14 protein-coding genes are annotated in these 15482 nt (G+C 37.2%); 3 read left to right on the plus strand and 11 right to left on the minus strand.

The window, feature by feature from the left end:
* Positions 1 to 17 precede the first annotated feature (17 nt).
* The 5 genes from FNW07_RS03020 to aspS form a co-directional block, all read right to left on the minus strand.
* The gene (locus FNW07_RS03020; protein ID WP_126744668.1) at positions 18 to 539 is read right to left on the minus strand and encodes an NADH-quinone oxidoreductase subunit C; all 522 of its coding nucleotides are present in this window, start codon (positions 537 to 539) and stop codon (positions 18 to 20) included.
* The gene (locus FNW07_RS03025) at positions 539 to 1087 is read right to left on the minus strand and encodes an NADH-quinone oxidoreductase subunit B (protein ID WP_126744669.1); all 549 of its coding nucleotides are present in this window, start codon (positions 1085 to 1087) and stop codon (positions 539 to 541) included. The genes FNW07_RS03020 and FNW07_RS03025 overlap by 1 nt, the downstream gene beginning before the upstream one ends.
* 98 nt (positions 1088 to 1185) lie before the next feature.
* Positions 1186 to 1551, minus strand: coding sequence for an NADH-quinone oxidoreductase subunit A (locus FNW07_RS03030; RefSeq protein WP_126744670.1), 366 nt, complete (start codon positions 1549 to 1551; stop codon positions 1186 to 1188).
* A 236-nt stretch (positions 1552 to 1787) separates the two neighbouring features.
* Positions 1788 to 1988, minus strand: a complete 201-nt coding sequence (locus tag FNW07_RS03035) for a cold-shock protein (RefSeq protein WP_027310289.1) — start codon at positions 1986 to 1988, stop codon at positions 1788 to 1790.
* 127 nt (positions 1989 to 2115) lie between these two features.
* Positions 2116 to 3867: an aspartate--tRNA ligase gene (gene aspS, locus FNW07_RS03040; protein ID WP_126744671.1), complete on the minus strand. Its 1752-nt coding sequence runs from the start codon at positions 3865 to 3867 to the stop codon at positions 2116 to 2118.
* Between the two features lie 158 nt (positions 3868 to 4025).
* Here aspS and FNW07_RS03045 point away from each other — a divergent pair, with 158 nt between their 5' ends.
* Positions 4026 to 5024 carry a TlpA disulfide reductase family protein gene (locus FNW07_RS03045; protein ID WP_126744672.1) on the plus strand — a complete coding sequence of 333 codons (999 nt, stop codon included), beginning with the start codon at positions 4026 to 4028 and terminating at the stop codon, positions 5022 to 5024.
* A gap of 317 nt (positions 5025 to 5341) precedes the next feature.
* On the opposite strand, the gene FNW07_RS03050 is transcribed toward FNW07_RS03045, so the two are convergent.
* From FNW07_RS03050 to FNW07_RS03070, 5 genes are all read right to left on the minus strand, one after another.
* The gene (locus FNW07_RS03050; RefSeq protein WP_126744673.1) at positions 5342 to 6382 is read right to left on the minus strand and encodes a TlpA disulfide reductase family protein; all 1041 of its coding nucleotides are present in this window, start codon (positions 6380 to 6382) and stop codon (positions 5342 to 5344) included.
* A gap of 173 nt (positions 6383 to 6555) precedes the next feature.
* On the minus strand, positions 6556 to 10026 hold the full coding sequence (locus FNW07_RS03055) for an efflux RND transporter permease subunit (protein ID WP_126744674.1): 3471 nt from the start codon (positions 10024 to 10026) through the stop codon (positions 6556 to 6558).
* A 42-nt stretch (positions 10027 to 10068) separates the two neighbouring features.
* Positions 10069 to 11205, minus strand: a complete 1137-nt coding sequence (locus tag FNW07_RS03060; RefSeq protein WP_126744675.1) for an efflux RND transporter periplasmic adaptor subunit — start codon at positions 11203 to 11205, stop codon at positions 10069 to 10071.
* Positions 11206 to 11224: 19 nt separating this feature from the next.
* Positions 11225 to 12538: a TolC family protein gene (locus FNW07_RS03065; protein WP_126744676.1), complete on the minus strand. Its 1314-nt coding sequence runs from the start codon at positions 12536 to 12538 to the stop codon at positions 11225 to 11227.
* 10 nt (positions 12539 to 12548) lie between these two features.
* The gene (locus FNW07_RS03070) at positions 12549 to 13145 is read right to left on the minus strand and encodes a TetR/AcrR family transcriptional regulator (protein WP_126744677.1); all 597 of its coding nucleotides are present in this window, start codon (positions 13143 to 13145) and stop codon (positions 12549 to 12551) included.
* 155 nt (positions 13146 to 13300) lie between these two features.
* Here FNW07_RS03070 and FNW07_RS03075 point away from each other — a divergent pair, with 155 nt between their 5' ends.
* Positions 13301 to 14275, plus strand: coding sequence for a polyprenyl synthetase family protein (locus tag FNW07_RS03075; protein WP_126744678.1), 975 nt, complete (start codon positions 13301 to 13303; stop codon positions 14273 to 14275).
* A 20-nt stretch (positions 14276 to 14295) separates the two neighbouring features.
* The gene (locus FNW07_RS03080) at positions 14296 to 14646 is read left to right on the plus strand and encodes a hypothetical protein (protein WP_185964606.1); all 351 of its coding nucleotides are present in this window, start codon (positions 14296 to 14298) and stop codon (positions 14644 to 14646) included.
* Positions 14647 to 14695: 49 nt separating this feature from the next.
* Here the strand turns inward: FNW07_RS03080 and FNW07_RS03085 are convergent, their stop codons facing one another.
* Positions 14696 to 15481, minus strand: coding sequence for a CPBP family intramembrane glutamic endopeptidase (locus FNW07_RS03085; RefSeq protein WP_158626865.1), 786 nt, complete (start codon positions 15479 to 15481; stop codon positions 14696 to 14698).
* Between the last annotated feature and the right edge of the window lies 1 nt (position 15482).

Raw genomic sequence — 15482 nt, forward strand, 5'->3', positions numbered from 1 at the left:
GAATGTGAAAAATTATATTAGTAATTGTCTACGGTTCTTCCGAAAAAACGATCGTCTTTATCAGTTCTTCCGCCATCTTCCATAGGGAATTCTTTTCTCATCGGAAATGAGGTCATCTCATCCATATTCAAAATACGTTTCAATTGCGGATGTCCTATGAATTTGATTCCATAAAAATCGTAGGTTTCTCTTTCCATCCAGTTGGCCGATAAGAAAATATTGGAAACCGTTCTTATTTCCGGATTCTCGCCGCTAATAAAAGTTCTGATTTTGATACGGATGTTCTCATACCAGTTATGCATGTGATATACCACTGCAAATTGTCTGTGCATTTCATTATCCGGATAATGGATGCCGCATAAATCAGTCAGAAAATTGAAACGCAGGGTTTCGTCATTTTTCAAAAAAAGCATTACTGCGGTAATTTTATCGGCGGCAACCTCAAAAGAAAAAACATCTCTTTCCTGGTTAAAATGAAAAACATCTTCCCCAAATGTTTCCGTCAATTTATCTTGAATCTGGATTGTTTCTAAAGCCATTATTTAATGTTATAAGAGGCTAATAATTCTTTGTATTCAGGAGAATTTCTTCTTCTAACGGATTCGTTTCGTACCAATTCCTGTAATTTCATTACGCCGTCAACGATTTGTTCCGGTCTTGGAGGACATCCGGGTACGTATACGTCAACAGGAATAACCTTATCGATTCCCTGCAAAACAGAATACGTATCGAAAATACCACCTGAACAGGCGCAGGCACCAACAGAAATCACCCAACGGGGCTCAGCCATTTGTTCGTAAACCTGACGTAAAATTGGGGCCATTTTTTTGGAGATCGTTCCCATCACCATTAACATATCCGCTTGACGGGGAGAAAAACTCACACGCTCAGAGCCAAATCGTGCCAAATCATAATGTGAAGCCATGGTTGCCATGAACTCAATTCCGCAACATGAAGTTGCAAAAGGCAATGGCCAAAGCGAATTGGCTCTTGCCATCCCTACGACGTCATTCAGTTTTGTAGCGAAGAAACCTTCACCGACAACACCTTCTGGCGGCTCCACCATCTTTATTTTTGAATCGCTCATTGTATTTAGTTTTTAGATTTCGATTAGATCTGTATCTAAAATTTGAAATCAATATTTTTAAAATCACTTGTGTAAATAATCTACAGATGTAAATTATCTTATTCCCATTCCAATGCTTTTTTCTTGATGATATAGAAAAATCCCACCAACAGAAGCATCATGAATATGACCATTTTGACCATCCCTTCTATTCCCAGTTCCTTGAAGTTGATGGCCCAAGGATAAAGAAAAATAACTTCGACATCAAACAGAACAAATAAAATGGCTACTAAGAAATATTTTACAGAGAAAGGAATACGGGCATTTCCCACTGATTCAATCCCACATTCGAAGTTCTCATCTTTTATTTGTGAATTTCTTTTCGGCCCTAAAAGTCCCGAAATTAACACTGTTCCTACAACAAATCCTACCGCAAGAATAAACTGCATAAGGATAGGAAGATAGCTTAGCTGGGTTGTTTGCATATTTTGTAATATTAACCTTGAAATTAACTACAAAGGTAAGTTTTCAATAATTAAATAACAACCCTATGAATCAATTTCGGTTTGTTTTGCGTGTTAAATAAACGCAGTTTTTATTAATTATAAATAAGGATGCTTTTTTGGGTTTAAATTTCAGTTTATTGCAAAAAAAAAACGTTCCGAAATTAATCGGAACGTCTTTAAACATTCAATAGGTAACAAAAATAATCTATATATTTTTAGTCTTCAAGTACTGCAACTTGTGCAGCTACTTTACCTTTTCTTCCTTCTTCTTCTTCGTAACTTACTCTGTCACCTTCTCTCAACTCTTCAGCTCTAATACCTGAAGCGTGAACGAAAATGTCTTTTCCTGTTTCTTCGTCTGTAATGAATCCGTAACCTTTTGATTCATTGAAAAATTTAACTGTACCTGTACGCATTGTAATAGTAATAATAATTTATAATGATACAAATGTAACCTTTAATATAATACGCACAACATTCTTACGTTAAAATTTTGTAAAAATATTGATATTTAGTGTTTTAGAGCCTTTTTTTATGCGTAAATTATAGCAAATCCACTTTGATGTGCAACTCATTTAATTGCGTCGCGTCAATTGCCGATGGAGCGTCAATCATGACATCACGGCCGGAATTATTTTTAGGGAAAGCAATAAAATCACGAATCGTTTCTTGTCCGCCTAAAATCGCTACCAATCTATCTAATCCAAACGCCAATCCTCCGTGAGGAGGTGCTCCAAATTGGAATGCATCCATCAGGAATCCAAATTGTTCTTTTGCCTGTTCTTCGGTGAAACCCAAGTATTTGAACATTAATTGCTGTGTCGCTTTATCGTGTATCCGAATCGAACCTCCTCCAATTTCATTTCCGTTCAATACCATGTCATAGGCATTGGCACGAACTTTTCCGGGATCGGTTTCCAATAAATGCATGTCTTCCGGTTTTGGAGACGTAAATGGATGGTGCATCGCATGATAACGGCCACTGTCTTCGTCGAATTCCAGTAGTGGAAAATCAACTACCCATAAAGGGGCAAATTCTTCCGGTTTTCTCAATCCCAAGCGCGTGGCCACTTCCATACGCAAGGTGCTTAATTGTGTTCTTGTTTTATCCGCCGGGCCCGACAATACGAAAATCATATCGCCTTTCTGTGCTCCGGTAGTCTTTGCCCAATTGCTTAAGTCGTCCTGATCGTAGAATTTGTCCACAGATGATTTATAGGTTCCGTCTTCGTTACATTTTACATAGACCATTCCGGTTGCTCCAATCTGAGGACGTTTCATCCATTCAATCAGTCCGTCAATTTCTTTTCGGGTATATTCTCCGGCACCGGGAACAGCAATTCCGACCACCAATTCAGCCGAATTGAAAACAGGGAACTCTCTATTCTGGGCAACATGGTTCAGTTCTCCAAATTCCATTCCGAAACGGATATCCGGTTTGTCGTTACCATATGTTTTCATCGCGTGTTCGTAGGTCATTCTTGGGAACTTCTCTACTTCCACACCTTTTATTTCTTTCAGTAAATGTCTGGTCAGTCCTTCAAAAACATTCAAAATGTCTTCCTGTTCCACAAACGCCATTTCACAATCGATCTGTGTAAACTCCGGCTGTCTGTCGGCACGTAAATCCTCATCACGGAAACATTTCACGATTTGGAAATATTTGTCCATTCCACCCACCATCAATAATTGCTTGAAGGTTTGTGGGGATTGTGGCAATGCGTAAAACTGTCCGGCATTCATTCGCGAAGGAACTACGAAATCTCTTGCGCCTTCAGGAGTGGATTTTATTAAATAAGGAGTTTCCACTTCACAGAAGTCCAGATCAGAAAGGTATTTTCTAACTTCCATCGCTACTTTATGGCGAAACAACAAACTGTTTTTTACAGGATTTCTACGGATGTCCAGATAACGGTATTTCATTCGGATGTCTTCGCCTCCATCAGTCTCATCTTCAATGGTGAAAGGAGGTGTCAAAGCAGCATTCAGGATATTCAGTTCGGTTACTAAAATTTCGATATCACCGGTAGTCATGTTTTTATTTTTGGCTTCACGCTCAATAACAGTCCCTTTTATCTGGATAACGAATTCACGTCCCAAAGTTTTGGCTAATTCGAATACGGCTTTATCGGTACGATCTTCGTCAAAAATAAGCTGGGTAATTCCATAACGATCGCGCAAATCGACCCAATTCATAAATCCCTTATCACGTGATTTTTGAACCCAGCCTGCCAGTGTAACTTCAGTATTTATATGTGCAGCGTTTAATTCTCCACAGTTGTGACTTCTATACATTATCTAAATTTTAGACTGCAAAAGTAAAAACAAAAATCAGATTAATGTCCAAAACTGCGAAACTTCAATAAAAATTTAAAATGAAATGTTTTGTTAATCTCTTTTGCTGATTAGAAAATTAGAGTAGATTTGGTTACCAAAAATAAACAAAACCTTTTATGAAAAAATTATTCTTTATTGCTTTTCTAGTTGTCTGCTCCATTAATAGTAATGGACAGGACAAGAAATACGTGACATTTCAAGCAGAGATCGCCAACAGGAATGGGGATTATATTTATTTAAACAATGGCGATAAAACCCTGAAAAAAATTCAGATCAACAAAGACGGCGTTTTCAAAGACTCTTTAAATGTAAAAGAAGGTTTTTATCAAATGTTTGACGGAGTTGAATATGCCAGCCTGTATCTTAAAAATGGTTTTGATTTAAAGTTAAAAATGGATGCCAAAGAGTTTGATGAGTCATTGGTTTATTCCGGAAAAGGGTCGGCAGAGAATAATTATCTTGCACAAAGCGCCCTTTTAGATGAAAAATTCAATTATGACAATCTCCTTACGGCAAGCGTAGCCGATTTTAATAAACTGGTGGGTGAAAAGAAAAAGGCTGATTTCGCAGCATTGGAAGCGGCTAAATTAGATCCGAATTTCGTGTCTTTGCAAAAGCGAAATATTGAAATGTCCTTAAAAGGTTTGGAGAAATTTTATAACGAAACCCAAGCTACCAATAAAATAAACAATTCAATTTCAGCTTCTTTCGATTATGAAAATCATAAAGGAGGAAAAACAAAATTAGAAGATTTTAAAGGCAAATATGTTTATATTGATGTTTGGGCAACCTGGTGTGGCCCATGTCGTGCTGAAATTCCTTTCCTGAAAAAGGTAGAGGAGAAGTACCATGGTAAGAATATTGAATTTGTAAGTATTTCTATTGATGCTTTAAAAGATCATGATAAATGGAAAAAATTCGTAACGGATAAGGAATTAGGAGGCGTTCAACTTATGGCAGATAAAGAATGGAATTCTGATTTCGTGAAGAGTTTTGGCATTCAGGGTATTCCGAGGTTTATCTTAATAGACCCAAACGGAAAGGTCGTTAAGGCAGATGCGGCGAGACCTTCCTCTCCAAAACTCCAGGAAGAATTGGATGCCTTGTTGCATTAAAAATTCTAAGCTCTGTTAATAAACTGTTTTCAAACTTTAAGTTTTCATTTTTTGGGAGAAAAAAGTTTTTTAAATACTTTATTTTTACTAAATTTGGATATGAACAAGACGTACTGATAAACAGAGATTCTCAGTATATTCCACCGAATATCTATCTCTGACTATTTTAATACAGGTATTTGCGTCTATAAAGAAATCGGCTGTCACACATTGGTGTAACAGCCGATTTTGATTTTAATACTATTTTGAAAGGGATACTTAAAATATTTTCATCATCTTCATATGTTGCCGATAAATCTACAATTACTAGTTTCCCATTAAAGTTTATTCAAATAATTTTCTAATTCTTGCATCGTAGGATTATTGGCAAGTATTACTCCTTTTTCATTTATTAAAAAAGAAGTTGGTATTGCATTTACTTCGTATTCTTTTACAATTTCACTAAGAAATTCTTTATCCTCAAGGACATTATCCCATTGCATTTTTTCTTTTTCTAATGCTAAAAGCCATTTTTCTTTATTTTTATCTAACGATATACTTAAAATTTTGAAGTTTTTATCCTTAAACTTCTCATATATTTTAGTTATTTCTGGGATTTGTTTTCTACAAGGAGCACACCATGAAGCCCAAAAATCTATAAGTAATACTGAGCCTCTGTATTGGTTGGTGTTTATATATTTTCCGTTTTTGTCAGGAAGTACGAAGTCTACCATTGGTTTACCTACCTTTGAACTTTCCGAAGGGTAGATGTTTTTTTTAAAAACTAACATTGTAGAAGGACGTTGTGATTTCAAATCCAATTTATTATAAAAATATTGCAATTTTTTAACGTCTGCTAAAGAATCCCACGATACTCCAGTTAATAAATCGCCAGTCAAATTATGGTTAGGATATTTTGAAACAATCTCATCTAATTTTTTGTATTGCTTCATTTGCCAATCTTTATCATTTTGATGTTTTGCTACAAAATCTTCATAATCTTTTTCAATCAAACTTGTCTTTGTTCCAGATATTGAATTAATTTTTATAAAATCAATTTTAAAGTCTTTAATTATTTTAGTTTCAATACTAATATCTATTTTGATATTTGCATTTTCTAAATAAAAATCTTTTTCCATTGAAGTTAACTTACTTGTAGTGAAATATCCCACATCCGCAATTGGCATTTTTCCTTTGAAATGAAATTTATTATTTATTACTAAACAACTATCTTTTTTATTATTGTAACTAAGATAAATATATCCACTATAATTTGTTCTTATAATACCCTCTAATGTAAAATAGTCTTTCTTTGTTTGACCTACGAATTTACTTGATATCAGTAAAAAGATAAATAGTGTAAGGATGTTTTTTTTCATTTTAAGTTTTTAGTTGTTATACAAAAACGAGAGTAAGAATATTTTTATCAAATTTGTAAAAAAAAGATCACTTGGTACTGATTAAAACTGTTAAACTTGTCCCAATGTAGAATAAAAAAACCATCAAAATTTCTCTTGATGGTTTTATCTTAACTACTAGAATTAGCTTAAAATTATTTCACCAATTCTACGATCTTATTTTTCTTGCGGTCTCTCAACCAGTATTTCGTTCTCTTTACCAAGTAGAACATTACCGGAACCATCACTAAAGTCAGGATCGTCGCGTAAGTCAATCCGAAGATAATCGTCCATGCCAAAGGTCCCCAGAAAATCACGTTATCCCCACCCATGAATACGTGCGGATTCAAATCGGTAATCAAAGAAAAGAAATCGAAATTCAGTCCTATGGCAAGCGGAATCAATCCCAATACCGCGGTTAAAGCCGTCAATAGTACCGGACGCAATCTTGATTTTCCGGATTCGATAATCACTTCTTTGATGACTGCCAAAGACAAATCATCATGTGTTTTCAGACCGCGTTCTTCAACTTGTTTGTCGAGCAATAAGACGAAGAAGTCCATCAGTACGATTCCATTTTTCACCACAATTCCGGCGAGCGAAATGATTCCCATCATCGTCATCAGGATCACGAAATCCATATTGGCAATTATATATCCGTAAAACACCCCACTAAAACTCAGGATAACCGTAAACAAAATAATTGCTGTTTTAGAAACCGAGTTAAACTGCAATACAATAATAAGGGTAATTCCGGCCAAGGCCAAAAACAACGCATACATCAGGAAACTCTGGTTTTTACCCTGTTCTTCCTGCACCCCGGAAAACGAGTAGGTGATTCCTTTCGGTAGTTGGTAATTCGTCAGCTGTGCCTGAATTTGTTTTGTGATTTCATCGCCATTATATCCTGTCAAGACATTTGAATAAATGGTCATGATACGTTTCTGGTTCTTTCTTTTGATCTGATTGTACGTTGTGGTTTTCTCAGTCGTAGAAACAGCTGAAATCGGCAATTGTACAATCTGTCCATTATTCTGATTACGGAACGTCAACGATTGGTTGAACAAAACGCTTTGGTTTTTGCGTTGGTCTTCCTGCATACGCATCACAATGTTATAATCATCATCGCCTTCCTTGAAAGTAGAGATTTCCTGTCCGTATACTGAACGACGCAGATTCATTCCGATTTGTCCGGTAGAAACACCCACACTTCCCGCATTAACACGGTCGACATTCACTTCCAATTCAGGACTTTCTTTGTTGACATCAACACTCAATTTTTCAATTCCAGGAATGTTTTTGGAATTGACAAAAGCAATCATCTTATCGGCTTCTTTCAACATGTCGTCATAATCCAATCCGGTCAGCTGAATACTGATTGGATATCCCGCAGGCGGTCCATTTGCATCTTTTTCTACGGTAACGGAAGCCCCGGCAATACCTTTTACCTTGGTTCGTATTTCTTCCAGAATATCGGCCGTATTGATGCCTTTCCTGAATTTGAACTCTGAGAAGCTGACCGTTACTTTTCCTTTATAAGGAGTTTCAGAGGCAGACCCGGCATCTACATTGGGATTACCGGCACCAACACCCACTTGTGAAACAATCGATTCCGCGAGGAAATTTTTGTTCGTTTTCGGATCTACATATTTGCTTAAGATGGAAATCACCTGTTTTTCGACAAAAATCGTGGCTTTGTTGGTTTTATTAATGTCCGTTCCCTGTGGATACTCGATATATGTGATGACCTGATTTGGGACATTATCAGGAAAAAATAATACTTTTCTGGGGAAAATGCTCAATAAGATAAATGAAAGGAACAGCATTCCGATAATTCCACCCAAAGCATACCAAGGCTTATTATCGTGAAGGATTTTTGCAAGGAAGTTTTTATATCGTTCTTCCATTCTTGGAAAAAAACTATGCTGGAAATCCTGTGTCCATTGGTAAATTTTAAGACGGTATGACCACATCAAGACCATTGATATGATAGCCAAATGACCAATGGCACGAGCTAATTTAGAGTCGTATACATTGCCGACAATAACAAAGATTACCGCAATAATAATAAATATAATCGAATAGTTTTTTGCTGATTTTTTGGTGACATTCTTGTCCTCAATATCCATGGAACCTCCTGTCATCGCCGCATTGACCACCATCGCCACAAATAGCGAAGCACTGAGGGTTACGGTTAATGTAATTGGGAAGTATTTCATGAATTTACCCATAGTTCCAGGCCATAATGCGAAAGGCAGAAACGCCATTAACGTGGTGGCTGTCGAGGAAATTACCGGCCACGCGATTTCGCCAATACCGATTTTTGAGGCGTGCACACGATCGTGCCCCTTCTTCATATTGGCAAACACGTTATCGACGACTACAATTCCATCATCCACGAGCATTCCTAATCCCATAACCAATCCGAAAAGTACCATAGTATTTAAAGTCAACCCGAAAGCGGAAAGAATACTAAATGCCATCAGCATGGATAAAGGAATTGCGGCTCCAACAAATAAGGAATTTCGTAATCCCATCGTAAACATCAATACAATCATTACCAGTACAATACCAAAAATAATGTGATTGGAAAGTTCGTCTACCTGATGTTCTACTCTTGAAGACTGGTCGTTGGTCAATTCCACCTTTAAGTTGGCGGGTAAATAAGATGCTCGGGCCTCTGTCAGTTTTTCTTTAATCTGTTCAATAGCCGAAATCATGTTTTGGTTGGAACGTTTTTTTACATTCAGCATCACCACTTCGGTCCCTTTTTCCCGGGCATAGGTCGTTTTTTCTTTTTCCTTAAATGTTACTGTTGCAACATCTTTAAGATATACGGTTCCCCCGTACGATTTTACAATCACATTTTCCAGTTCTTTCGGGTCCTTGATCTCACCCACAATACGGATGTTATTTCGGGAACCCTGAGAAACTAAATTCCCTCCGGAAAGCGTCAGGTTTTCATAACGTACCGCATTTTGGATATCGTCAAACGACACCTGTGCGGCGGTCATCTTATAGATATCAACTGCGATTTCTACTTCTTTGTCATCCACACCCAAAATATCCACTTTTTTGACTTCCGGGACTTCCTCTATATCGTCCTGCAGTAATTCGCCGTATTTCTTCAGCTGTTGTGTAGTATAGTTTCCTTGCAGGTTAATGTTTAGAATCGGCACTTCCTCCGAAATATTCAATTCAAAAACACTTGGTTCTACTTTGCTACCATTGTCCATGTTAGGCCAATCGGTGTCAGCTTTAACAATATCGACCTGGTCTTTTACTTTTTGCTTGGCAATTTCTATAGTAACGTCGTCGTCAAATTCTACAATGATCATTCCGTAATCCTGAAACGAACTGGAAGTGATTTTGTCGACGCCACTGATATTCTTGATTTCCTTTTCTAAAGGTTTGATGATCAGTTTCTCTACATCTTCGGCTGAATTCCCGGGGAAAACAGATGAAATGTAAACTTTGTTCTCAATGATCTCCGGAAAATCCTCACGGGGCATCGTGACATAGGCCATTAATCCGGTGATGACAATCATTAATGTAAGGATGTAGACGGTAACCCGGTTTTCTACAGCCCAGCTGGATATGCTGAATTCTTTATCTTTATGACTCATAGTATGATGTGCTGTTTAAAGCGTTTATATCCTGTCTTTTCTTTAAAAGTTTAATTTCATTCCTTCGGAAATCGTGTTCACACCTTCACTTACAATGACATCATCGGCATTTAGGCCTGAGATCACTTCAGTGGTATTATCCGTGGTAAGACCCGTTTTTACGATTGCTTTCTTCGCAATTCCGGTGCTTCCTTTAATGTCCGTGGCAACAAAGACAAATTTTTCTCCGGTCCCATCTTCCTGTATTACATTTGCCGGTACGACAAGCGCATTTTTACGGGTATAATCGATGATTTTAAGTTTAGCTACCTGATTTGGTCGTAACAGATTCTCTGTATTGGGAACCGTAACTTCAATGTTGAAACTTCTGTTTTCAGGGTTGATATTGCTTCCGATCTGACGGATTTTACCAACATAATTTTTGCCTAAGGAAGTAATGAAAACATCTACAGCAGTACCTACTTTTAATTTATTGATATACGTTTCAGGGACGGAAGTCGAAACATACATGTTATTTAAATTCACGATACGCATCAGTCCTTGTCCCGGGCTGACCACCTGGCCTTTTTCGATAAGTACTTCATCGATGATCCCTGTGAATGGCGCGATAACTGCTGTTTTTGACAGCTGTGCCTTGATTTGGGAAACCGCTTTCTGCTGGCTGATCATATTGGTCTGTGCTTGCAAATATTGGATTTCAGAACCGATTTTCTGGTCCCATAAACGTTTTTGTCTTTCGAAAGTAGTTTTGGCCAAAGCCAACTGCGTTTCAAGTTGGGCAACTTGTTGGCTTAATCCGCCATCGTCAATTCTTCCGAGAACCTGACCTTTAGTCACTTTCTGTCCTGATGTTACATTCAACGTAGTAAGGATGCCTGAATATTGCGGGTAAATGATTAAGTTTTGTTTGGTGTCGATATTTCCCTGAATATCCAAATAGTGAGTGAAGACGGTATCTTTTACAGTTTCAACACTCACTAATGTTTCCGTTTTTTTGGTATCTAAATTGGCGATGGCCTCATCCAGTTTAGTTATTTCAATTTGTAGTGCCGCTCTTTTTTCTTTGATTTTAGCCAAGTCTTTCGAACTTATCAAAGTGTCAGTATTATCGTTTTTAACTCCATTGGAACAAGAGAACAAAAACATGGAAATAGCTGTGAATACTAATATTTTTTTCATTTTAGTGAGTTGTATTGAATTATTGTTTGTTGATAATTTTTTCTAAAGCGGCTTTTTTATTGATGATATCAATCATCGACTGCAGGTAAGTTTGCTGTGCTGCGTATAATTGTCGCTGCGCTTCGCTGAATTCGTAACTGGAAGAAAGACCTTCTGTGAATTTGATCTGCTGCTTTCTCTCGATGCGTTCCGCCAGGTTCAGGTTGCTTTTTGATGTTTCGTATTGCTCAATGCTGAATTCGTATTGGCTCTTGGAATTCTCATATTGCAATTTCAGTCTTTGCTCAGTTTGCGTAAGTTGGGTTTTGGCCTGATCGTATGCGATTTTGGCCTGTTGTGTTCGGGCGCTTCGGGCGAAACTGCTGAAAATAGGCACATTCAAGCTTACGCCCAGATTTGAATAATTAAGCCATTTTTGATCTTTTGTAAAAAATTCAAATTGATCATCATTGTACCCATTGTACCCAAAATTCACATTCGCGGCTAAAGAAGGTAAAGCTTTACTTCTCTCGCGTTTCATTTCTAGTCTTCGTTGATCCTGAAAATTCAGTCCAATCTGGTAATCTATATTATTAGCAATGTTAAATTCCGTTTGTGTCAAGGCCAAATCCAGATTGCTTGTGGTTAAAGAGTCTAATTTGTCGGTAAGTTTTACCTCGGCAGCCAAATCAATTCCTAAGTTGATTTTTAGCATTTTATAAGCGATGTCTTTTAATCGTTTGGTATTGTTCAGACTGCTGTTGACAGACGAAAGCGTGATTTGGAGCTGCTCTACATTTTCCTCCTCAATAAGTCCGTTTTTGAAAGTTTCCTTGGTGTCGAATAATGTTTTGTCTAAGATGCTCTTGTTTTTTTCAAGGATTGCAATGCTTTCTTCTGCCAACAGTACATTCCCGTAGGCGTTAATGACCATTTCCTTGATTTCGACATTGGTTTTTTGTTTAGCATTTTCGAAATACTTCAAGTAGGTTTTGGCGGCCTGAAGCGCTACAATATACGAGCCATCAAAAATCAATTGGCTCAAAGTTGCTCTGGCGGTCATATTTTGTTTGGAACCAAATGGAATTTCTTTGTCACCAATAACAACTTTCTGTATTTCGAAATTATACTGATAATCTAATCCGGCGTTAATTTGGGGTAAACCCATCGCGGTCGTTTCCCATTTTTTCTGCTTGGCCGACTCAATATCCCGCCCGGCATTAATGGCAGCATAATTGTTGGTTACCGCATAATTAATGGCTTCTTCCAAACTAAAGGAGTAGCTCTGTTTGTTTTCTTGTGCTTGAGCCGTTATGGCAAAAAACACAAGTGTCATGGCGATTACTTTTTTCATTGAGTGATGATTATATATTTGAGTTTGATAATTGTTTTTCCAATTCGGCTATGCCTTTTTCGGTGGCCAAAGCACGGGTATGGTATTCCAAGGCTTCCAATTCCAGCTTTTGGGCTTCACTTTCCAAGATGGTCGTTTCGTTGATGCTGAAAATAAGGGTGTAATAAAATTTGATATAGGTGTCAACATTGATGTCTTTTCGGTATAAGCCCTGCTCAACACCTTTCTCAATATTTTGGCGGAAACACTTGTTGCACTCGTCAATTTCCCGCGAGATTACCTTTTCGTAAATTTCAGGATAGTGTTTCTTCAGTTGATAAATAGGAGAGGTGTCCGAGGATTTAAACATTTCTTTGAACATTTTTCGAATCTCGAAATTTTCCTGAATGGCGTTGTAGTTTTGGGCCACAATACTGTCGATAATCTGATGTACTTCTTTATGGACCATCGCGGTGCTTTCTTCCACCAGAATTTCTTTATTGCAGAAGTATTTGTAAATCGTTTTTTTTGAAATGCACATTTCTCCCGCAATATCATCCATGGTAATGCTTTTGAAACCAAGTTTCAGGAACATTTCGCTCGCCTTTGTTATAATCTTGTCTTTCATAGGAAATGAAACTGTTAAAATTTCGGTACAAAGATAGAATGGAAACTTTGAATACTAAAATAGTTTCCAAAGTATTTACATTTTTTTAACATTTGAAAACAGGCGGCAGTTTGTTATGAAGATTGAATACTGTAAATTAGCCAAAAATTACTTTTATGCACGCCATCAGCCAGTATCAGGAATTCTTCATCGACTATTTAGAGAGCCAGGTGATTATAAAAGAGCCTAAAAACCTATACACGCCTATTTCGTATATTGTAGGTCTGGGAGGGAAAAGAATGCGTCCTGTCCTGACATTAATGGCGGCTGAGGTTTTTGATGCGGATTATAAAAAGGCATTGCCCGCAGCGATGGCAGTTGAGGTTTTTCACAATTTCTCTTTGGTACACGATGATATTATGGATGATGCGCCCCTGCGAAGAGGTCAGGAAACGGTTCATGAAAAATGGAACATCAATACCGGAATTTTGTCCGGAGACGCCATGCTGATTTTAGCGTACCAGTATTTTGAACAGTACGAGCCGCATATTTTCAGGGATCTGGCCAAACTGTTCAGTAAAACGGCTTTGGAAGTTTGTGAAGGACAACAATGGGATGTCGATTTCGAAACCCGGGAAGATGTCACGATACCGGAGTACCTTAAAATGATTGAATACAAAACAGCGGTTTTGGTGGCTGCTGCCATGAAAATGGGTGCTATCATTGCTGGAACTTCCGAGGAAAATGCGAATTTGATTTATGAATTCGGACTCAATTTAGGATTGGCGTTCCAGCTTCAGGACGATTACCTCGATGCTTTTGGGGATCCGGAAACCTTCGGAAAGCAAGTTGGAGGGGATATTATTGAAAATAAAAAAACCTATTTGTATTTAAAAGCAGTAGCTTTCTCCAAAGAAACAGAAGCCGAACAGCTGATGCATCTTTTTTCGATCCAACCAAAAGACAATACCGAGAAAATCAATTCGGTAAAACAGATATTCAATTCGTCAGGAGCAGCGAAAATAACTCAGGAGTCCATTGCGGAATATACTTTTAAAGCTTTTAAAACTTTGGGAAAAATGAATATTTCAGAGGAGAAAAAAGCGATGCTTAGCGATTTTGGGAAAAGCCTGATGGGAAGGAACGTATAATCACAATCTAATCAATCATAATGTTTATAGCGCCAACAAATACGGATTCCCTTTTAACAGAGGCTGCAAATGAAAATTTATATCTGAAATTGGTCGAGCAGATTAACAAGGATTTTAATTTAGCCAATGAACCGATTGATTTTCCGTTGAGTACCAAGCCATTTGAATTGAAGGTACAGCTCCACGAAAAAATCTACCGGCTGATCCAATACAAGTTCGCCGAATATCTGAATTTACTTTATATTATTGATGTTTCTGAAGATCAGATAAAAAAACTGGACGGTTCCGATTTGGTAGTACTTTCGGAACAGGTTGCGTTTTTAATTTTAAAGAGAGAATGGCAGAAAGTGTGGTTTAGGAATAGACTTTAACTTGGAGTAACCGGCCACTTGCTCTCTAAAATAGAATGCCATATTCTTCCTATTTGACTTTTAGGTATTTGTGAGTAGGAATAATACTCTTTAAAAAAAAAATCATTTGTGGAGAATTTTTATACTTTTTATATACAAAGTATGTGCATAGAATAATAGTTATTGCTCTGAAAATATTTGAAGACCATCCGCCTAAGGCACCGTTTTCTAAGGCAAAACTATCCCAAAAAAAGTTCATAAAAAAGTGCATTCCTATAGGCAGCCAGATGTTACGATTCGTAATTAAAAACAACCAGGAAAACCAGGCATTCCCCAAAAATGTAATTAAAAGAATACCTAAAGCACTGATAAAATCATGTGTCTGATATAGATGGCCTATCCCGAAAACAACACCGCTCACTAAAACGGCAGGGATAAATCCCCATTTAGCTCGGTAAAATAAGGTTCCAAAAATAAAACCTCTGAAGTAAATTTCTTCACCAAAGGCAGAAACTAAAGACGATACGGCTATATATATATAATCTGTTTTGTGAAAATTAATTGTAGCCAAAGTAAAATAACCCAAAAGCATCGGTAAGGAAACCAATAATGAAAATGCAAAAGGTTTGAAGAAATTATTCTTCAAACCTAAAGATCCAACTATGGATAATCTGAGGCAAATTGTAGCTAAAAGTACAATTGTAAAATACCAAATAATCCGGTAAAGTTCGTATTGGTAGTAATTGGTAAACAGATAAACTCCTTTGGTTGATATAGTGATAAGCCCTAAAAATTCATCGATTGAACTTCTAAAAAAACGTTCAATAACAACAATGGTAATTAGCGCTATAGCCAAT

The organism is Flavobacterium sp. GT3R68 (assembly GCF_007109225.1).
Classification (GTDB): domain Bacteria; phylum Bacteroidota; class Bacteroidia; order Flavobacteriales; family Flavobacteriaceae; genus Flavobacterium.

Coding starts and splice junctions, on each gene's coding strand:
- FNW07_RS03020 (WP_126744668.1), bottom strand. CDS start 539: ATGGCTTTAGAAACAATCCAGATTCAAGATAAATTGACGGAAACATTT.
- FNW07_RS03025 (WP_126744669.1), bottom strand. CDS start 1,087: ATGAGCGATTCAAAAATAAAGATGGTGGAGCCGCCAGAAGGTGTTGTC.
- FNW07_RS03030 (WP_126744670.1), bottom strand. CDS start 1,551: ATGCAAACAACCCAGCTAAGCTATCTTCCTATCCTTATGCAGTTTATT.
- FNW07_RS03035 (WP_027310289.1), bottom strand. CDS start 1,988: ATGCGTACAGGTACAGTTAAATTTTTCAATGAATCAAAAGGTTACGGA.
- aspS (WP_126744671.1), bottom strand. CDS start 3,867: ATGTATAGAAGTCACAACTGTGGAGAATTAAACGCTGCACATATAAAT.
- FNW07_RS03045 (WP_126744672.1), top strand. CDS start 4,026: ATGAAAAAATTATTCTTTATTGCTTTTCTAGTTGTCTGCTCCATTAAT.
- FNW07_RS03050 (WP_126744673.1), bottom strand. CDS start 6,382: ATGAAAAAAAACATCCTTACACTATTTATCTTTTTACTGATATCAAGT.
- FNW07_RS03055 (WP_126744674.1), bottom strand. CDS start 10,026: ATGAGTCATAAAGATAAAGAATTCAGCATATCCAGCTGGGCTGTAGAA.
- FNW07_RS03060 (WP_126744675.1), bottom strand. CDS start 11,205: ATGAAAAAAATATTAGTATTCACAGCTATTTCCATGTTTTTGTTCTCT.
- FNW07_RS03065 (WP_126744676.1), bottom strand. CDS start 12,538: ATGAAAAAAGTAATCGCCATGACACTTGTGTTTTTTGCCATAACGGCT.
- FNW07_RS03070 (WP_126744677.1), bottom strand. CDS start 13,145: ATGAAAGACAAGATTATAACAAAGGCGAGCGAAATGTTCCTGAAACTT.
- FNW07_RS03075 (WP_126744678.1), top strand. CDS start 13,301: ATGCACGCCATCAGCCAGTATCAGGAATTCTTCATCGACTATTTAGAG.
- FNW07_RS03080 (WP_185964606.1), top strand. CDS start 14,296: ATGTTTATAGCGCCAACAAATACGGATTCCCTTTTAACAGAGGCTGCA.